This window comes from Paenibacillus sp. JT31N17, assembly GCF_056269255.1.
The window spans coordinates 219,169-237,726 of sequence record NZ_JBWDNP010000003.1 but is presented as its reverse complement, the minus strand read 5'-3'; the positions used below and the strand labels follow the sequence as shown (position 1 = coordinate 237,726).

Genomic DNA, 18,558 nt, shown 5'->3' with positions numbered 1-18,558 from the left:
GTACAGGCGCGTATCGGCTCTTATCCCTGTTTGGCGGAAATATAAAACAATGGCACTCTTTCCATTTGCAATCAGAGATGATAAATTTGTAAGTATTGAATGGTAGGGGGAAGCGGCGGTTGAATGTACAAATGCTTGGAACGGGCAGCGCATTTGCCAAAAAATATTACAACACGAATGCGCTGATTTACTGTGAAGACCACACCGTCATGCTGGACTGCGGAATTACAGCCCCGCTCTCCTTACATCAGTTGGGCAAAACCTTTAATGATATCGATGCACTGATGATCAGCCATATTCATGCGGATCATATCGGAGGGATGGAAGAGTTTGCGCTGCAAATGAAATTTATTTTCAAGCGCAAGCCTGCTTTGTTTATTATGGAGACGCTTATAGACACACTTTGGGAAACCTCTCTCCAGGGCGGTTTGAACCAGGATGAGTTCAAATCACTGGACGATTACTTTGAGGTGCATCTTCTAAAAGAAAATAGAATTATTCAGCTTCTCTCCGGATTTAACGTGAAGGCGATCCGTACCAGCCATATTCCAGGCAAGCTCAGCTATTCCTTTCTTATTAATGAGACGTTTTTTTATTCGGCGGATATGAGGTTTGATCCTGGGCTGCTTGATACTCTTGTCCAGCAAGGCTGCACGACCATTTTCCATGACTGCCAGTTCACCTCTCCGGGTGCGGTCCATACAACGCTCGACGAACTCAAGACGCTGCCCGATTACATTCAAAAGCTCATCATGCTGATGCATTACGACGATAACAGGGTCAACTACAAAGGTCAGACCGGCACCATGACCTTTGTGGAGCACATCATCTTTATTCCTTCTAAACGCAGCAAAAAAAGCCCGCCAATAGCGGGCTTTTCCGTTTATTTATAGAGGCTCTGTTCAGAACGTTGGCAGATTATCGAGATTATTGGTCGGATCGCCATCGGCATCTCCGCGAATATACAGACCACCATCTCTTCCTTTAAAGACATTGACGCCTGCAAGCTGCCCTGTTTGCGCTTCTTGCAAGGCTTGTGCGTAATCGAGTACACGACCTGAGGAAGTCTTGAATGCCTGAAGATCTCCATCACCGTTCTTTTGTACCGCTACCAGTGACTCCCGGCCTGATTGGCCGAATCCTTGTTCATTCTCATTCATCGTTTTGCCTCCTTATGCATGCATGTCATTGTCTGCAAGTCTAGCTTGTCCGTCTTAAGAGCATATTATTCATCTCTTAAGCGACCGCCGCCTTTGCCCACATGCTTCTCCTCTGTCAAGCCTGGCTTCTTGTTTTCTGGATCACGTTTTAAGCCGTAAACATCTCCGAATATAGAGCGGCTTAGAGGATATACATCAGTGGATATGCTTTGGAGATGCCCGTCCTCGTAGGTCATAGCCGGCTCCACATTGCTTTTCACACAGCCTGTGCACAGACATAAGCATGCTGCAGCAGCTGCGCAGATTAATTTTTTCAATCCAAAACCAGCCCCTTGGCATCTGTTGTTTTCTATGGGACTAGTATGTCCAATAGCCAAAAAATCAAACAACAGACCTCTCAGCGGCGGTATATCTATCGTTTAGGCCATGCGTCCTTGGGGAGCTTCCTCCTCCACACAAAAGGCTCGTCATAGTCGAAAGTATCATGAATCACCATTTTTGCCGTGAGCACGATTACAATACCGCATATCCCAAATAAACCGATCAGCCAGACAACCAGTTCGGCAGCTTCCTTGATCATATAACCCGCCCCTTTCTCCAAGCCAAACGCCTATGAAGTAACGATATGCGCTCATCGGGCTGAATAGTCGTGCGAGGAGACGGCAGCAGCGATTAATTTTCAGAAATTAGTCAACAAATCCTGTCATATTAATCAGTTCATGATACATCTTGTCCTTCTTGTCTTCCGTTATATGTCCTCTTAGCGTAAAGTCTTCCTCATAGACGCGGGACTGCTTATGCAGCCGCCGCATCTTTTCTTCAAATTCTGCTACAGTCAAAATGACCTTGGCCGGGTTGCCCGCCGCCACGCTTCTCTCGGGAATTGACTTTGTCACAACGCTGCCTGCCGCTACAATAGAGCCCCGACCGACTGTGATCCCTGGCATGATAACCGCCCGAGCGCCGATAAACACATCGTCTTCAATTCTGACACTGCCGACTTTTGTATAACCAATCAGCGGCTTTGTACTTGCATCATGTGCTAATATGTAAGCTTGGGGAGCAATTGTAACATTATTGCCAATACGGATCAGCCAACAATGCGAATAGTCAAAGGTAACCCCAGGTTGTATGCTGCAGTTCTTTCCAATTCTCATGCCTAATTTGATGTAGTCCTCCAGCCAAATCTCCTCCAAAAAGTACTTTCGGGTTCTTACTTTCATGAAGGTAATCATTTTCTTTACCAATGTGGTTTCACCTCTTCCAAGAGGAATGGGCTCTTCATAATGAATGATTTGTTCTTTAATACGAACATTATACAATGATCTTTCATTATCCACAATATGGAAATCGAAAATGTAATACTCCTTTTATTGCAAAAATCATGATTACATGCAAAGATGGGACATCAGAATTATTTCGTTATTAAGAACAATATGGAGGATGATTATAGATGTCAGGTAATAAACTAAAAGTGCTTATCCTGCTGTCAGCGGCCATCACATTCAGCGGAGCTGTTACCCTGCCTTCCCTTTCAGAGGGAAACAAAATTGTATTCGCTGAAAACAATAAAATAGAAGCCAAATCAGTGTCGGATCATGTTGTGCTTCATTCATTCCGTTACCCTAGCACAATTGATAAAATCAACAATCTCTATGCTCATTACGCTTATGATTCTTCGAAGAAAAACCTCCCCATCGTCGTCCTCATGCATGGCTACACACAAGATTCAACTTCCATGACAGACTGGATTATGAAGGACATGGCGAACTACGGCTTCTTTGCCGTTGCCGTAGGGATGCGTGGTCGGGATCAGGCGGAAGGAACTATGGATGTGAATGGACGAGAGCTGTACGATATTATAGATGCAATAGAATATGTTAAGAAAAACTTCTCCACTTATGTGGATCCTGCCAATATCAATGTGTCCGGCTACTCAGGTGGGGGCGGTAATGCTTTTGGCCTTGCTGCCAAATTTCCCGATACCTTTAATGTGCTGGTATCTCATTTTGGCTTGGCCGACTACGGATATGACAAGAATAACAGCTGGTGGGCAACCTCGAAAACACGGCAAGCGAGTATAAAGCAGTATTTAGGCGATACGCCTCAAAGCAACAAGGCCAAATACTATTCTCGGGCGCATCAATACGGCGTTGGTGAAAATCTGCAAGGCGGATTCTTATATATGTTCCACGATGCAGAAGACAATAATGTTCAGCCTGTTCAATCCAAAATGGTCAAGGAACAGATGGATCTCCATAAACACAGCAATTACTCGTTCAACCTGAGTAAAAAAGGCGATGCCATCCGTTGGCTGCATGCCAGTCCTGACCAGGATCAACAGGTAAGATTGTCCCGTGATATTTGGGGGCAGGCCGTTCTAACCAAAAAGTATCCGCAGTGGACGATTGCCGAGAAAGGGAAGGTTCTGGTGCAGGGATATATTATAACCAAACGGTTTTCAATCTGGTTAGACGACGGTACTGAAGAAGTGGCTGATATCGCATACGACGCGTCCAGTGGCACTTATATTGTAAAACCACTGACTGGCTTGATGAAGGTCAGCATTACCCAGGGGACGAAAACAATATCTAAAACCATTTATAAGATGATGACATTGGTTGTGAAGTGATAGGATCCTGCACTAAATCCTCCCGGGCGGGAGGATTTTTTACTGCCTTGCTTTTTTTCTTCCGGGCAGCAAAAGCTCTGTAGTTGTCTTAAGTTGTATGTCCACCACTATACTGAACTTGCACCAGTCATCTCGCTCGTCAATGCCAATCATTTGCCTCCTCTTGTGTTTAAACTCATGACTCTCCGGCCATCTTGTTGCAGCAGCCAGGCTGTGAATTGGTCTTCGTAAATATGCCAGTTTGTCCAAGCAATGATTCTTATATCACATATAATGAATTATCTCTTCTGAAGAGGAGGTGTAGCCCATGTGTAAAAAGACCTGGCACCCTAAAGTAATTAAGGTTGTGCTCAAGCCCGGACAAAAAGCAATTATTATTTGCAAGAAACACAAGAAAAACAAGAAGCATTATTGCTAATGCTTCACCCATTCAGGAGCATCTTGTTTTGCAAGATGCTCCGCTTTTTCTTGTACCGTCGGGTAGATTTACTTGTTATGCTTGGACGTTCATACGAAGAAATCTCCTATCGGTCCGCATGATGCTCCAGGCACATATGTTCAGTTTGAAGGCTGCTGCAGGCTGCCAGAATAGGAGGGAATAGCCGAACTCATGGGCTATTCAAATTGATTAAATTGCTCGGATACATATACCCAATCACACTATAATTGACTTGCATAATTTACAGTACCCTACAAAAGGAGGTGCTTTGAATGTCAGGTCTTGTTGGTGGTGCTTTCACAAACACTGGAGTGATCCTAGTACTTTTCATTTTATTGGTGATCATCGCTTGTAGCTGTGGAGGCTTCGGAAGATACTAAACGAATAAGACCACTGTAGCCGATAGGCACTATTCCGGAATGCATTAAACCTCCCTGCTCAACCCTAAAGGCGCCGCCAGCCTTTAGGGTATTTCCTGTTCAATCATATAAAATGGCATAATCATAGTCACCAGCTTCGTGTGACGGCCGGTCCGGCAAACGGATGGCTTATATCCGCAAGCTGAAGAATAACAGTTTGGTCATTAGATTTGAACATTTCTATCCATTGACATAAAGATTCCGCCTCCTCTCATACAGTAAAGATAAAACTCCAGAGGAGGTATTGCTTTGTCAGATCAGTTTGTAGCACGTTCATTAGATGAAGTACGCTTTTGGTCTCGTATAATGAAAGAGCACTCCTTATTTTTGAGATTGGGATTCCGATGTGAAGATACTCAGTTGATTAATGAAGCCAATCATTTCTATACCGTGTTTGAAGCGATCGAGAATAGATCCAATGCATTTACAGCGGGAACAGATCCCAGTGTGATAAAAAGATTTAATGAAGAAGTCCATGCTGCAGTAACATATATATGGGCCTTCAAGAGAAAAGTGCTTGGTTTAATACTGACTTGCCAGCTTCCCGGTGCTAACAATTTCCCCTTGTTGGTTGATCATGTAAGCAGAGAAGCAAATTATTTTAGAAATCGCTTAGCGGAATTAAATTTAGGAAGATTAGAACCACTGCCTGACGCCATAATTGACGAGAATGTATTCTTTCTAAGAATAATGGCTGAACATGCCAAATTCATCAGTCACCTGCTTGATCCTTCTGAACGGAAGCTAGTTGAACAGGCGAATAACTTCAGTCAAGAATTCGATCAATTGCTTTTTCAAGCAAAGGATTTGGAATACATGCGTCCCCAATCACAAACAGTTCCGCTCCTGGACCAATTTCTTGATCAGAATAAGGTGTCCGTTAAAGCACTTCGTGACTTTAAGAAAACGGCTCGAGATTTAATCGAAGCCTGTCGAATTAAGAGCATTATTCATCCACTATTAGCCGATCATGTATTCCGTGAAGCAGAACACTTTCTGGTCATAATTGATATGTTTGAAAGCAGCCTGAAGGGCAAGCATGCCTAACGTCACCATTTTACAATAATCCTTGGAATGGCAACATTATTTAGCATTCTGCTCCCCCCATGTCACTGCTCATGTTCGTCAATATTCAAGCAATGGTTCAGACTATATTCGGCCCATTCTGTGTTATCTAGTGTTTTGTCCTCGGATTTCCCATATTTTCTCGCCTGATAGGATCTTTCATCCCCACTTTGGCCTAATGATGAGTCCTTTCAAGCTTATGCCTCCATGTGGTTTATCTCTCTCGGACAATCATTGGGTCAATGCCATTCCGTAACAATCATCCAAGCATGCCGACTCAAGCATGCATAACTTACAGAGTACTCCAAACGGCAAGGAGGTGCTCTTGAATGGGTTGTGAAGGCGAAGTTGGCGGTGTCGGCACTGGTAGAGGAATCGGATTTATCCTCGTACTCTTTATCTTGCTGGTCATTATCGCTTGCGGTTGTGGCAGATTGTAATTGTGGTAGATTCGGTTATTAATTAAGCTTCGGAGTGTATCCCAACAACTACATTTACAAAGCACTCTGACTGACCCGCTCTGCGGGTCTTTTTCTATTTCTCTTAAAACTGTATCAGCTGCCGGACGGCCTCCGTTCGGCGCTTTCCATATGTTGCGGGCCTAGCTCGACGATGGTATAAATCCTTGCTCGTTCCGTATCCTGCAGAACAAATGATCAAATACCCTTTTTCGAAGAATGTAGGGAATGTCAAGAATTCCGGAGCGCAGTTGATCGAGAAAATAGAAGTAAACAGCAAATAGAGCAGGTAAGGGGCGATCCCCTCCTGCTCTATTTTCATTTCCGATTCTTAGGCGGACCAAATTTTTTCGATTGACGATAGTGTATCTGCAAGATACTTCTCGTATAGTTTCATCCCCAGGTCATCGCCAGTTTTTTCATAATGTTCTATCCATTTGAGCAAATCATTCGCCCGGCCCTCCAAGGCTACTTTAACTTGTAGCTTTTCAGTTGATGTAAATCCCATCGTTAATCATCACCTCCCGTTTCGCCTGTCTAGGCTGGTGTTAAATTTTGTATGGCATAGTATATGCAAAAACACATTACCTAGTTATTAATTCCAAATAACCCGATGAGCATCTTCAGTCGGGTTAATCATGATACACGATCCCCTTTACCCCTTCGCATAATACAGACGATCTGGCATTTACCTGCTTCGCTGCCGTCGATTAATTGCAAATGGCTTTCAGAGTCGGGCAGGAGCAGTAACCTGAAATTTAAACATCGGCCGGGCATAAAAAAGCCACTCTCATTCGAGTGACCCCTTTATACGTATTAAGGCGGTATATTAAACCCACTCCTATAGCAACGGACATACCACGTACGTAACGCTACGCTCGAGCATTAAGTGCATACGTGTTTAGTTACTAGAGAGGAAGAAAAGATAAAAGCAAACGCTAATTTTTGATTGGGACTTCATTCACCCAAATAACATAGTTCTTTGTCTCACTGAAATTCATAATCCAAGGAGACCAAACTCGGAAAAACACAGATCTTCCTGGTTTGATTATGAGTTGATGCTCAGCCTGTTGATACCACCCATCATTTTTTGCATAGCTGTATGGACCATTCTTTTGTGCAAGATAGCTGTATTTATCATCAGGACGAACGGTTAAATTGTAACTGTCTTTAGTTCCTTTTGGAGTGGGAGTGGAAAACATTGGAGAGAAAAGCCAGACTTCAATGGCAATATCATGATCGGTGGTGTTGGCCCATTTAAAGTAATCCCTATCAGTTACTTTCGTTATCGGATCAGGACCACTGATATACCCCATAAAATATTGATTAAACTTAATGTTCATCGCTTGAGCTTCCCGATCACTGATGTCTTTCGTTTCAATAGCTGACGAATACGTTGCTGCAAATGCTGACTGCGCCGACGCCAACAGACTAATCCCGATTAAACTGGATATCAATAGCTTTTTCATTTTCATAAATGGACCTCCCTATTTGGTTTTGCCGTCTACAAAGATCATGCCACAGATACCCATGTGCTTTAAGAGTCCTTATCCTTATTTTCATGTCGAATCGTGTTTACGTCGGTTCGTATCAAAAGTAAATTCGTATCAAAACCATAATTCGTATCTTTTTGGTGAGTGATGGAGAAACATATAAACAAAAAAACCCTTGAATACCAAGGGTTTCGACATTTAAAGTTATGGTGATCTGAACAGGGTTCGAACCTGTGACCCCCACCCTGTCAAGATGGTGCTCTCCCAGCTGAGCTATCAGATCATAAGATAAGTCGTTCAGTGACAAATATTAATATATCAAAATCGAAAAACGAAGTCAACAATTAATTTCATCATTTTCCTGCGCTAGCAAGTTCCGGGTCTTTGATTCCATCCTCTTCCCGATATAAAAGGGCCACCCGGGATTCGAGTGGTCTTATTTACATAGAAAATGAACCCTTCACCGCATTACCCCTCCGGAATAAAGGGTAAGGCAATAGAAGGATGCGCAAACTATAAACTATCCGGATTGCCGATTTAATCAATTTTTACCGTTTTAAATACATTATCAAGTTTCTCATTCAGCTTCAGGCGTTTTTTCAAAGGAATTTTGATATCTCTTCCCAGCTCCTTGAAGAAGGTCTCCACATCACAGTTCACATTGCTCAGCAGCACAATCAATGAACCGCTTGCGGCAATATTATTGTTGTCTTCAGCAGGGACCGCAACATCAACCGTATATTTCTTGGTTAAAGTATTGCTGTAGCGGGCAAATATCTCAATTAGTTCCTCGTTATCGAAATTTTCAATTGCGGCCTGACCTTTTGCAGTGAAATTTAAATTTACTCTCACGTTCACTTTACCCCTTTTCTTTGAACCATTATTATTATCGTCGCTGGCCATCCTGGTTGATCATATGGGTTCCTGAAGAGAAAAGCTTTTATACTCAACTCTCTAATCATAGCACAAAACAGCCCGGTTCATCGATAAATATATGAATAAAACAACTGGTGAATATTTCAGGCGCAACATTCGGCCGTTTCGGTCCGTCTATTGGGATACAGACAAGATAAATACCAAATTAACCCTGAGGTGATAAACCATGAAAAGAAGTCTGGTTATGCTGTCCGTTGTCGTTCTGCTGCTGTTTGCCGCAACCCAATCCGTATGGGCATTCTCCGACACGAAAAATGATCCGAATGAGTCCAAGATTGCCGATTTGCAAAGCAAAGGCATTCTCTCCGGAGGTAAAGACGGTTTATTCAAACCGGGAAATAATTTGACCTACGCGGAAGGCGTCTCGCTTATAGTCAGAGGTCTGGATCTGAACATCGACACGATCCGCTTCGTCAAAGCGCCTAAAGCCAGTGATTATTATTCCAAAGCAAAAGACGGCTCATGGTATGAGGATGCATTCATCATTGCACAATTTAACGGCATTAACCTTCCTAAGGATGTCGATCCCAATGCAGTCATGACACGCGAGCAGTTCGCTTACCATTTGTTCCAGGGAATTATGAAAACAGGAGATTATGCGTTTATTGATATTTACGCGATGATTAATGACGAGGCGGACATCAATAAAGACTATATGAGCAATATTCAAAGACTGCTGATCGCCAAAATTGTCCAGCTCGACAGCAAACAAAATTTCTATCCGCAAAAAGCGATTACCCGAGGCGAAGCGGCCGGCTGGCTGTTCAACTCCATTCAATTCGTAGAAGAACAGGCAGACAACACGGTACCGCCAGTTGAGGAGCCCACACCTTCACCGCTTAGCGATGTGAAAATCAGCACGGTCGCCGTGAATGATAAAGTTAATGAAGTCACGGTCTCAGCCATGGCTCCCAACCCCGGCTACGGACTCAAAATCAGCTCCATCTCCTTTGACGGCGACAAGGCTGTCCTGCAAGTCGAGGCAACCTATCCAGAAGCCGATCAGGTCTATCCTCAGGTAATCACAGAAGTAAAATCGGTGACCTATGTCTCGTCAGCCTACACTCCCACGCTTGCTGACGCACCAGGTTCCACAGGAGGATCAGACGGCAGTGCTGGTTCCTCAACCGGTATCATGCACGGTGACTCGTCACAATTGGACCCAGGCGATAGTGTGAGCCCGCAGTAATCGTCCGGCAGAGAAAAAGAAGCTTCCCAAGACTTTTCGTAAAGTCATCGGGAAGCTTCTTTTTTGATTGGTCTTTCGCAAGCTACGCACGCCTCACTATGGCATAAATCCTTCATGGCCAAAATAAACCGCCCCCGGCTTCATCAGCTTGCCCAGCTCTCCAACAAAACGGTCCGCTGTTTCCTCCTCATAGAGATGCTCCAGTCCAAGCTGGCGATAATGCTCCCGCATCCCAAGCTGTGCGGAACGTTTGCCCTTGCTGCCGTCGCCGCGGAAGAAATCATCGACGACAACCCGTTCCACGGCTTCAGCGAGCTTCGCTGCAAAACGCTCTGAGCACGGCAGAAGCGGTGACACGGCGGCTTGAACCGGTATGCCATTATTCCTCAATTCGCGGATTGCGCTCCATCTTGCGGCGAGTGGAGGCGCTTTGGGAGTCAACTGCTTGCGGATATCCTCCCGGTCCGTCTCAACCGTCATACTGACGCGGACATGACTGCCCAGACGCTTGAGCAAGTCCATATCCCGCACAACAAGCGGACTCCTGGTCTGCACCAGTACAAATTCAGGCGGCTTCTCCGCCATAACCTCCAGCACGAGCCTCGTCCGCATTGATGCATATTCTGCCGGCTGATAAGGGTCCGTTGCCGAGGACATGAAGACCGTTACTGGCCCTTTCTTCAAGGCTCTGCTCCATTCCTTGCGGAAATCCTCGCCTTCAAATGGCTTGGGATCCACCCACTCGCCCCATGGCTCATCGCGAAACATGGCAACCGGCATACGCCTGACATAACAATAGGAACAGCCGAAGGAGCACCCAACGTACGGGTTCAGCGTATACGAATAACCCGTCAGATAGCCTGATGCGGGATTAAGCAGCTTCGATACCCGTTTCTTCGATTCTGCAGACGCCATATTTTACTCCTGATCCGCGGCGGATTCCAGCTGGGCGAGCGACGGCACGCACCAATCGATCTCCGGGCGGCCAATGCTGCGAAGGAAATGGTTCGTGCGCGAGAAGGGCCTGCTGCCAAAAAAGCCCCGGTGCGCGGCAAACGGACTGGGGTGTGCCGATGAAATCATGCAGTGCCTGTCCGAATCAATCGCCGAGGCCTTCTCCTGGGCATGCTTGCCCCATAAAATAAACACAACAGGCGTCTCCCGCTTGTTCAAGGCCTGGATAATGGCATCTGTAAACCGTTCCCAACCCAGCCCCTGATGCGATGCGGCAGCAGCCGCCTGCACGGTCAGCACATTATTAAGCAATAGTACACCTTGTTTGGCCCATGAAACGAGATGCCCATGGTCAGGAATGGGACAGCCCAAATCATCCTTCAGCTCTTTGAAAATATTTTGCAAGGAAGGCGGAGTCTTGACGCCCGGCTGTACGGAAAAGCTCAGACCGTGGGCCTGATTTGGACCATGGTAGGGGTCCTGTCCCAGAATGACCACACTTGTCTTCCCGTACGATGTGTAATGCAGCGCATTAAAAATATCATGCATCCCCGGATAAATGGTTTGTCTCCGATATTGTTCTGCAAGATGAGAGCGGAGTTCCTTGTAGTAGGGCTGCTCCAGCTCCTGATCCAGAATCGAAGCCCAATCATTTTTGAATATGACAGCCAACTTCATTTCCTCCCCAATGAAAATTAAAAAAAGCACCCCTCCGCTATACTCATCTGCTGACGAGGATATTACGGCTATGGGATGCTGATTTCTTTTCCGACTGCTCGTCCTTCGAACGTTATCGGTATGTATCGATCATATAAGTACAAAGCTGGTGCCGAGGACGGGAATCGAACCCGTACGGTGGTCACCCACCGCAGGATTTTAAGTCCTGTGCGTACTTGCATCACGTAAAACGCCTATAATATCAACACTTTGCGGTATCTGCTTGGTTTAAACTTAACAGGATTTACTTTGTTATCCCCTTCGAAATTAAAGGAATCCTGTGAGTTTATAATAGTCATTTTATCATGCTTATTGGGTGTTAACAAGATGCATTATACAAACACAATAAATCCCCCAAGGTATACGTGCCTAGTCAGCCGTCATGTCATTCGGTACATGACGGCTATCCGTACTTTCTCCTTTGGATTCCTACAATTGTATTTACGTCATCAATCCAATCGCTTCCTAAATGGGCGTTCAGAAGCGTATGCATATCTTTATACGACCATATCTGTATCCTCTTATCCTCTTTTTTCAGATTTTCACTAACATAACCAGTACAAAAAATGACCCCTCTGTTCACTTCATTCTTATCAATAACACGACTAAATGCTTGAACAGCCTGTAGAGTAAGTCGTGTAGTCTTATATAGCTTACACTCTACATAGACCTGCTCAAAACCATCAGGTCTTTTACCTCTAGCTATAATATCCTTTCCACCGTCGCGAGTGGCTTTAGTCCACAAGGTGTCATAGCCCATACGGTCATACAAATATTCAATAAACCATTCAAATTCTACCGATTTTAATGTCAGTAGCTTCTCAATAGGGTTTTCGCAGTGAATAAACTTGGCAAAGATAATTTCTATACACTGTGCTATTCCAATGATACGATCATCAGGGAGATTGGGCTGTGAGTATAAATAACTTTCAAGTGCTTGTACTGCATTGTATGGTGCTGCTGGAAGCAGTTCTAGTATCCATGTAACTCCTTCCCAAGCATCTAGTCCTTTACTAAGTCGGATTATATTTTCACTACTCGCCATCTTTTCAGCACGTTGACGAATTTTCGCATCTGCAACTCTCTGCATCATCTTGTTAACCGCATAGTCACTTGTATCTTGATTGCGTGTTAAAGGCTCTAATAGACACCTCAACAAATCTTTAACATCTCCCTGATGTACATCTTTGATGTTGTCTATATACTTATCCAGCCATTCGTCATACGGAATCCTTAATGCAGGATATACTTCTTCACTACTCAATACAAGGTTCTGCCACTCTTCAAATGTCTGATAGTTAGTTGTGTAAAGCCACTCGTTCAGCTCCATTTGTTCCGTCCTCCTATACATATTTTTCAATTATGTACCTGATCCGAGTACTTTATTCTGTCCCATTTAATCGTAGTTCTTGCCGCTAATCCCTTCGAAACTCATCAAATTATTCTGACTAGTAAGCCCAAGCATTGCACTCAATTCCCTTTTGCTTGTATTTTAATGAGTTACAACCCATCCTAATACGGCTATTGCTCCTGCTGCCATTAAATCCACCTGAGTTCGTTCAAACTCTGCAATTACCACCAGCATCCCCAATACAACTATTCTTTTAAACATAGTCCCAGCACGCCAGTCTTATTATTTTCGCATTACTTTTTTGACATATTTCTCTGCTTTGTAATCCTTCTTAATTTCATGAAGTACAGTACCGTTAACCTCACTCCATGATTCTAAGATCATCCTTGGCTCAGCTTCAATTCTGTCCTTGACCGCTTGAACATCATCTTGCTTGAATGCTTCGATTATGCTTATCAAATCATCACGATCTAATAGCTTCACATGATTAATTCCTGCAAGCGTTTCACATGGCTCTGTGAACTTAGCAGAAGCTATAACAATGGCTTTCTTTGCCTTATAGTACCTCATACATGAGAATACCTCCTGTACTGCACTTATACGAACTGGGTCAGTGTATCGCTTTGCCTGTACCACATTCCTTATGCCTTCACGATCAGTAAAAACTACATCTGCTCCAAAGTCTCTAGCACCGACTGTCTTATATACGCCCTGATAACCAAGATGGAGAAATAATCTGTACAAATACATTTCAAACTCAGAACCATCTTCCATCCTATCAATTTTTTCGATGTTTACTTCCTTTAAATCATAGTCCTCCTCCAATGGCTGAATAACACTCTTGTTTGCTGACTTTTTACTAATTTGAAACCCAACTAAGGCAATTACACTTACAATGATAATTGTTATGAAAATAATGAATCCAACCACAACACATAAACCTCCAATTTAACATTACTTTCCAACTAACTATAACCTAAACCTTATGGACTAATCCTAATAGAATACTAGTTAAATACTACCATAATTAGTGGACACAAAATATATCTATATTAATTCATCTCTTCAATAGCATCACGAGTTCCTGACTGTATAAGTACAGATCTTCAACTATGTTTCAACTGTATATTCATGCCGCCTTCACAACAAAAAGCCACCCAAATTGAGTGGCTAATCATTATACATACCATCTACTGCCATACCGTCGATGGAAGTAACAGCGCGGATGCCTATTGTGTATTTTGCAATTTCATCAGCATGTAGTCAGCTACGATACCAATGGCTTGAATTGCATTAATTGCTTCGGCTTGCGTAATACTAGGAAGAAACGGTCTTCCATGACCCGTACCTTCTTTGTTACGAATTGCATTTACTGAGCAGCCCAACTCGTATAGTGATCTTTCATAACGCTTCATATAAGACTCATTAGACTCAGCCCTCATTTGGGGTGTTGCCATCTCTAGAGCAGTAAATGCCTGACCTAACAAGAATGGAAAACTTTGATTCGAACTAGCTTGCCCCCACTTTACATGAATAACATGCTTTGAAACTGCTTCCATTAAATCTTTTCCTGTTCCTGCCAGTAAAGCCGCATCTGCTGAGCCTTTTCTTGCTCTCCGCACATATGCTTGTAACGCTTCGGTCATTTCTTTTTCAGATAGGTTATCAAGAACTGCTGGCTGAATTTCTCCAATAAGGGAAAACACGTATCCCTCTGACCGAAATGCATCAATAGCATTTGTTATCGCTTCTTTACCAACAAAGTTACTTGATTCCTCTCTAAATCCTCCGCAACCACGAATTGTATCAATTAGCCTTTTAATTAGCTTCTCTCCGGCTTGTACATCGTTTTCAAGCGCCCAATAAAGCACAGCACGTATACGTTTGAATTTGCCTACATTTTGCCCTTGCTTCTTAGGATCAGCATGAGTCAGCTTAACTTGATTAATAAGGAAATCAATTTCCGAATGACTTGGCTCTCTCTTAATATCAAGAAGTGAATCATCAATCATTTTAGCTACAGTTATAGCTATAGTTTCAGTAAATGGAACTGTTGCTGATCTCATATGATACCTCTCATTCTTTGATAGTTCCTAGTTTCTTATCCAGATGAAAACAGTTTGTTTTTAACCAGTTTATTAGTGCGTGCGTTAAATTGCTTTTTCAATATCTATATCACCAGAAATAAAATTGTTTTCCTCGAAGTTTTTCCTTAGCGAACTGTCCACTTTCATTTCGATTTCCACTAAAATAAAGTCGACTCCTTCATTCGGTTCAACATCTTCATCAATCTTTACTTCAATCTCTTGCGCCTGAGCATCTTTATCAGCAATGAATTTTTCAAGTTTCGATAGATTTTCTAACCATTGTTCTTCGTCATATATTTCAACTGCATCTTCATCAAATTCCATATATTCTTCTAGTATATCCGTCTCGTCAGCATCCTCTGCGTTTTCCATTAACTGTAATGGCGCATTTATGTCAATCTTATTACAGTACATTTGATACAACATCATAACGACTGTAGCACCTGCTGAAATAAATATCTCATATGGACTGTTATGTGTAACACTTTTTAGATCTATTTGGGATTCGTCATTTCCTTCTTTTTTAATAAAGCTTGTAGCCAGAAACTCTATTGATTTTGTCTCGTTATGAAATACACCAATTATTGGTCGCTGAATGTCATTGAACTTATTGTAAAATCTGCGTATGAGTTTGCTATATAGTTCTTTGAACTTCTTTGTTTTGAACTTCTCTAATAATGGTTGTTCAGATAGTAAAGTTTCAAGTTGCTCTAGCTCAGCCTTATCATTGCAGAAAAGTGCATGCTTCCCATTTAATTCCTTGATTTTGTTATTAACTTTTTCACGGATTTCGTCAAGTCTATCATTCTTAGATAATGGGGTAATTAGGGATCCCAAATCATTCTGAAAAGAAATTAAATTTAACTCCTTTTCATTCGATAAAAGAACCTCAGAAACATAAACATGTAACCTATCCTTAAAAGGTTTTACACCAGACTTGTTCATAATTGTATAGGTCGATGAAAACAATTCAAACAATAGAGAGATTGAATTGATTTCTTTGTTGGGATACAAAGATAATATGTTCCCCAAGTGATAAGTTTGCTTTGCACCCTTTTGTGTTAATAATGAACTTTCACTTAGGTTGGAATAACTACGATGAATATTAAATGACTTGTCAAATAGTACGATATTTTCAGGCTTCACTCCTTTGTTCAACCGTAATCGAATCTCTTTTAATAATTCTTCTTTATAATGTAGTATGGTTATCTTCTCGATGAAATCAGTGATTCTCCAAGGTTTTACATATCCAACGTCCTCTTGTTTAAATTTGATATTATATCTACTCATCCTTTTGTTTACCCCCATCAATTTTTCTATTCACCTGTTCCAATACTTTAGTAGTTTGATTTAGCTTTTTGATTAACGTCCGATTTTGTGAATTAAGTGCATTGTAACTTTCCACCAGTTCAATATGCTTCATATCTTTGTCGTTTATTTTTTGCTTTAGATTTAGAATTTCATGATTCAGCATTGTAATCTTGCTATTATCCGCTTTCGCCCTGTTCTCTGAAAATTTTCTATTCAATACAATTGCTCCAATGGTAGCACCCAAAGCTATCATAAGTACCGCATTTGAATCTATTTGCAACATATGATTATTAATTTCTTTGTACCAAATGAAGCCCGAGCCTATAATTGCAAGTAGAAAATATATCCCACCTAGTGTAATCATTATGTATTGAACCGCTGTTGAAATAGCTTTATGAACCTTGTGAAATATAGACCCTGAGCTAATACCAGATATCGTGAAGAACAATGCGCTAACATTAAGACACGCAACTTTAAAATCATCTAGTATGAAAATTTCAAGTTGCATTAATATTCCTAAGACAACAAGTACGATCGCTAGAAGGTAATACATACTTTTCCTCCCCTCGGATAATCTTAATTAATGTGAATATCAACTTTGACTATATCTAATTAAGTAGGCTAAACTACCCACATCTTCTCTTTGGTCAATTTTAACACATTATTTGTGATGGTAGTGTATCAAGATTCAAAGGGTCTGATTCTCAGAATAAATTGTTGAAAGAGGGCTGCAAAGAAAATAAAACTGAGACAAGCGTTTCGGAAAATACTCTTGTGACTGACACCACATCTGATAGTTTACATTGCGGGTAGTACAAGTCATTTTGGCGTACATATGTAATTTTCACAATCATCTGGCACCAAAACCAATTTGTAAGTATTCCCCAATTTAAGATTTATAGTTATAATGGCCTATGAGAACATAACTACACTAAAGAGACAGGGGAATACTAATTTGGCTAGAAGACGCAAAAAAGAACCTACATTTGTAGAATTAGCAATGCAACTAGCGATTGGTTGCGCCTTTATACTTGCCTTTAACTTAACGTTCAGCAAGTATGGAGCAAGTTTGGGAGGATCATGGTTAAACCCGCTTCTTATCATCATTATCATAGCTCTGGCTACCAGTATTGGCTTTAGAATCGTATATGTACAAGAGAAGTTGAAAAAAGCTAACATCAACGAGATCGACAAAATGAGCGGCACAAAGTTCGAACGCTACCTAGAGCAGTTTTTCAAACGTCAGGGCTGGCAAGTGAAACGCACTGGTGGTAGAGGTGATTATGGGGCTGATTTGATTCTGTCATCAGCAACGAAGAAAGTTATCATACAAGCCAAACGATGGAAGAAGAACGTGGGCTATGAAGCCATTCAGCAAGCTTATACAAGTAAAGATGTTTATGGCTGTGACGAAGCATGGGTAATAACCAACTCTGGTTTCACAGAGCAAGCAAAAGATGGAGCTAAGCGCCTTAGAGTTAAGTTGTGGGATAGAGAAGTTCTCATTGAGCAGATGGCGAAGGTAAATGCAGTACAAACGATTAACGTGAACTTAGAAGAAGCAGCTAATGAAGTAGCAGCAACCTCTATCCATGACTCCAAAGAGCATAAAGATGATTTGTTTGTTTGTGCTAGATGTGGAAAACCAGTGACTAATAAAGTCAAGGAATATTGCTTATCAAATCCTAAACGATTCAATGGAAGGATATATTGCTATAATCATCAATGATAATGAGGTGCTGCCATGCTGAATTATGGAGAAGAGTTGGTTTATTGGTATTTACGTTTTAATGGGTTCTTTCTTATTGATAACTTCGTTCTACATGCATCACCAACTACTGTTACAAAAACATCTGACTCAGACCTCTTAGGAATAAGACTTCCACATGTTTATGAAGAAATTGGGGGACAAGAAACAGATTGGGATGCAAACTGTTTGTTTAAAGAGCTTGATAAAGATAAACCAATTGCTTTAATATGCGAGGTAAAAACAGGCGGTTTTTCGACTGAAAAACTATTCAATCCATTGCACATCGAAAAAGCTGTCGCACGACTCGGTATTTCTTCAAATTACAAAGAGTTTGTACATCAGATACAATCCGATCCAATAACACAAGTCGCTGACTACCAAGTAGCAAAAATATTATTCACTAGAAAAAAGGAAAATCCACGAAATGATTGCCTCCATATTAAGTTAATCGATGTGGATAAATTTATAAAGCGGAGGCTTAAAAAATATATTGATCGCAAATATAATGACAGAATGTTTTTCCCCTCACCTCTCTTGCAATACCTTGCATGGCAGGAGCATAGAAATTTGTAGGCAGGACTTTTGGAGTAATTTGTT

20 protein-coding genes and 1 tRNA gene are annotated in these 18,558 nt (G+C 42.0%); 7 read left to right on the top strand and 14 right to left on the bottom strand.

All coding sequences use genetic code 11. From position 1 onward, the window contains the following. The first annotated feature begins 119 nt into the window (after nt 1-119). On the top strand, nt 120-893 hold the full coding sequence (locus AC0YOB_RS12755; RefSeq protein WP_475793141.1) for an MBL fold metallo-hydrolase: 774 nt from the start codon (nt 120-122) through the stop codon (nt 891-893). 9 nt (nt 894-902) lie between these two features. Here AC0YOB_RS12755 and AC0YOB_RS12750 read toward each other — a convergent pair whose 3' ends face one another. From AC0YOB_RS12750 to AC0YOB_RS12740, 3 genes are all read right to left on the bottom strand, one after another. Beyond that, on the bottom strand, nt 903-1,160 hold the full coding sequence (locus tag AC0YOB_RS12750; protein ID WP_475768097.1) for a DUF3892 domain-containing protein: 258 nt from the start codon (nt 1,158-1,160) through the stop codon (nt 903-905). Between the two features lie 412 nt (nt 1,161-1,572). Beyond that, on the bottom strand, nt 1,573-1,740 hold the full coding sequence (locus tag AC0YOB_RS12745) for a hypothetical protein (protein ID WP_475793140.1): 168 nt from the start codon (nt 1,738-1,740) through the stop codon (nt 1,573-1,575). Between the two features lie 106 nt (nt 1,741-1,846). Further along, nucleotides 1,847-2,482: an acyltransferase gene (locus AC0YOB_RS12740; RefSeq protein ID WP_475793139.1), complete on the bottom strand. Its 636-nt coding sequence runs from the start codon at nt 2,480-2,482 to the stop codon at nt 1,847-1,849. Between the two features lie 131 nt (nt 2,483-2,613). Here AC0YOB_RS12740 and AC0YOB_RS12735 point away from each other — a divergent pair, with 131 nt between their 5' ends. The 3 genes from AC0YOB_RS12735 (at nt 2,614) to AC0YOB_RS12725 (ending at nt 5,697) form a co-directional block, all read left to right on the top strand. Continuing rightward, complete coding sequence (locus tag AC0YOB_RS12735) at nt 2,614-3,792, top strand: alpha/beta hydrolase family protein (RefSeq protein ID WP_475793138.1); 1,179 nt, start codon at nt 2,614-2,616, stop codon at nt 3,790-3,792. A 711-nt stretch (nt 3,793-4,503) separates the two neighbouring features. Then, nucleotides 4,504-4,611, top strand: coding sequence for a YjcZ family sporulation protein (locus AC0YOB_RS12730; protein WP_379114547.1), 108 nt, complete (start codon nt 4,504-4,506; stop codon nt 4,609-4,611). A 288-nt stretch (nt 4,612-4,899) separates the two neighbouring features. Further along, the gene (locus AC0YOB_RS12725) at nt 4,900-5,697 is read left to right on the top strand and encodes a DUF2935 domain-containing protein (RefSeq protein ID WP_475793137.1); all 798 of its coding nucleotides are present in this window, start codon (nt 4,900-4,902) and stop codon (nt 5,695-5,697) included. 807 nt (nt 5,698-6,504) lie between these two features. On the opposite strand, the gene AC0YOB_RS12720 is transcribed toward AC0YOB_RS12725, so the two are convergent. The 4 genes from AC0YOB_RS12720 to AC0YOB_RS12705 form a co-directional block, all read right to left on the bottom strand. Beyond that, nucleotides 6,505-6,681 carry a hypothetical protein gene (locus tag AC0YOB_RS12720; protein ID WP_210042122.1) on the bottom strand — a complete coding sequence of 59 codons (177 nt, stop codon included), beginning with the start codon at nt 6,679-6,681 and terminating at the stop codon, nt 6,505-6,507. A 430-nt stretch (nt 6,682-7,111) separates the two neighbouring features. Beyond that, nucleotides 7,112-7,648, bottom strand: a complete 537-nt coding sequence (locus AC0YOB_RS12715) for a hypothetical protein (RefSeq protein WP_475793136.1) — start codon at nt 7,646-7,648, stop codon at nt 7,112-7,114. 225 nt (nt 7,649-7,873) lie between these two features. Then, a tRNA-Val gene (locus AC0YOB_RS12710) sits at nt 7,874-7,949 on the bottom strand. Between the two features lie 254 nt (nt 7,950-8,203). Then, on the bottom strand, nt 8,204-8,518 hold the full coding sequence (locus tag AC0YOB_RS12705) for a hypothetical protein (RefSeq protein WP_210042303.1): 315 nt from the start codon (nt 8,516-8,518) through the stop codon (nt 8,204-8,206). 250 nt (nt 8,519-8,768) lie between these two features. Between AC0YOB_RS12705 and AC0YOB_RS12700 the strand changes: the two genes are divergently transcribed. Next, nucleotides 8,769-9,791, top strand: a complete 1,023-nt coding sequence (locus tag AC0YOB_RS12700; protein WP_475793135.1) for an S-layer homology domain-containing protein — start codon at nt 8,769-8,771, stop codon at nt 9,789-9,791. A gap of 96 nt (nt 9,792-9,887) precedes the next feature. On the opposite strand, the gene AC0YOB_RS12695 is transcribed toward AC0YOB_RS12700, so the two are convergent. The 7 genes from AC0YOB_RS12695 to AC0YOB_RS12665 form a co-directional block, all read right to left on the bottom strand. Further along, a complete protein-coding gene (locus AC0YOB_RS12695) occupies nt 9,888-10,706 on the bottom strand; it encodes an SPL family radical SAM protein (protein WP_475793134.1) in 819 nt (272 codons plus the stop codon). Nucleotides 10,707-10,709: 3 nt separating this feature from the next. Beyond that, entirely contained in the window at nt 10,710-11,417 is a 708-nt protein-coding gene (locus tag AC0YOB_RS12690) for a uracil-DNA glycosylase (protein WP_475793133.1), read from the bottom strand. Nucleotides 11,418-11,865: 448 nt separating this feature from the next. Further along, on the bottom strand, nt 11,866-12,792 hold the full coding sequence (locus tag AC0YOB_RS12685) for a restriction endonuclease (RefSeq protein ID WP_475793132.1): 927 nt from the start codon (nt 12,790-12,792) through the stop codon (nt 11,866-11,868). 303 nt (nt 12,793-13,095) lie between these two features. After that, entirely contained in the window at nt 13,096-13,743 is a 648-nt protein-coding gene (locus AC0YOB_RS12680) for a restriction endonuclease (protein ID WP_475793131.1), read from the bottom strand. A gap of 299 nt (nt 13,744-14,042) precedes the next feature. Further along, nucleotides 14,043-14,879, bottom strand: a complete 837-nt coding sequence (locus AC0YOB_RS12675; RefSeq protein ID WP_442052792.1) for an abortive infection family protein — start codon at nt 14,877-14,879, stop codon at nt 14,043-14,045. An 84-nt stretch (nt 14,880-14,963) separates the two neighbouring features. Further along, a complete protein-coding gene (locus AC0YOB_RS12670; RefSeq protein WP_475793130.1) occupies nt 14,964-16,190 on the bottom strand; it encodes a hypothetical protein in 1,227 nt (408 codons plus the stop codon). After that, nucleotides 16,183-16,764: a hypothetical protein gene (locus AC0YOB_RS12665; RefSeq protein WP_475793129.1), complete on the bottom strand. Its 582-nt coding sequence runs from the start codon at nt 16,762-16,764 to the stop codon at nt 16,183-16,185. The genes AC0YOB_RS12670 and AC0YOB_RS12665 overlap by 8 nt, the downstream gene beginning before the upstream one ends. Before the next feature lie 402 nt (nt 16,765-17,166). On the opposite strand from AC0YOB_RS12665, the gene AC0YOB_RS12660 reads away from it, so the two are divergent. Continuing rightward, nucleotides 17,167-17,940 (top strand): restriction endonuclease, encoded by a 774-nt coding sequence (locus AC0YOB_RS12660; RefSeq protein ID WP_475793128.1) that lies wholly within the window; start codon nt 17,167-17,169, stop codon nt 17,938-17,940. 15 nt (nt 17,941-17,955) lie between these two features. Continuing rightward, nucleotides 17,956-18,534, top strand: coding sequence for a hypothetical protein (locus AC0YOB_RS12655; RefSeq protein ID WP_475793127.1), 579 nt, complete (start codon nt 17,956-17,958; stop codon nt 18,532-18,534). Nucleotides 18,535-18,558 lie beyond the last annotated feature (24 nt).

Bases quoted from the DNA above. Each gene is read 5' to 3' on its own strand.
- AC0YOB_RS12750 (WP_475768097.1), bottom strand. From the start codon at position 1,160: ATGAATGAGAATGAACAAGGATTCGGCCAATCAGGCCGGGAGTCACTG.
- AC0YOB_RS12745 (WP_475793140.1), bottom strand. From the start codon at position 1,740: ATGATCAAGGAAGCTGCCGAACTGGTTGTCTGGCTGATCGGTTTATTT.
- AC0YOB_RS12735 (WP_475793138.1), top strand. From the start codon at position 2,614: ATGTCAGGTAATAAACTAAAAGTGCTTATCCTGCTGTCAGCGGCCATC.
- AC0YOB_RS12730 (WP_379114547.1), top strand. From the start codon at position 4,504: ATGTCAGGTCTTGTTGGTGGTGCTTTCACAAACACTGGAGTGATCCTA.
- AC0YOB_RS12720 (WP_210042122.1), bottom strand. From the start codon at position 6,681: ATGGGATTTACATCAACTGAAAAGCTACAAGTTAAAGTAGCCTTGGAG.
- AC0YOB_RS12715 (WP_475793136.1), bottom strand. From the start codon at position 7,648: ATGAAAATGAAAAAGCTATTGATATCCAGTTTAATCGGGATTAGTCTG.
- AC0YOB_RS12700 (WP_475793135.1), top strand. From the start codon at position 8,769: ATGAAAAGAAGTCTGGTTATGCTGTCCGTTGTCGTTCTGCTGCTGTTT.
- AC0YOB_RS12695 (WP_475793134.1), bottom strand. From the start codon at position 10,706: ATGGCGTCTGCAGAATCGAAGAAACGGGTATCGAAGCTGCTTAATCCC.
- AC0YOB_RS12685 (WP_475793132.1), bottom strand. From the start codon at position 12,792: ATGGAGCTGAACGAGTGGCTTTACACAACTAACTATCAGACATTTGAA.
- AC0YOB_RS12675 (WP_442052792.1), bottom strand. From the start codon at position 14,879: ATGAGATCAGCAACAGTTCCATTTACTGAAACTATAGCTATAACTGTA.
- AC0YOB_RS12670 (WP_475793130.1), bottom strand. From the start codon at position 16,190: ATGAGTAGATATAATATCAAATTTAAACAAGAGGACGTTGGATATGTA.
- AC0YOB_RS12665 (WP_475793129.1), bottom strand. From the start codon at position 16,764: ATGTATTACCTTCTAGCGATCGTACTTGTTGTCTTAGGAATATTAATG.
- AC0YOB_RS12655 (WP_475793127.1), top strand. From the start codon at position 17,956: ATGCTGAATTATGGAGAAGAGTTGGTTTATTGGTATTTACGTTTTAAT.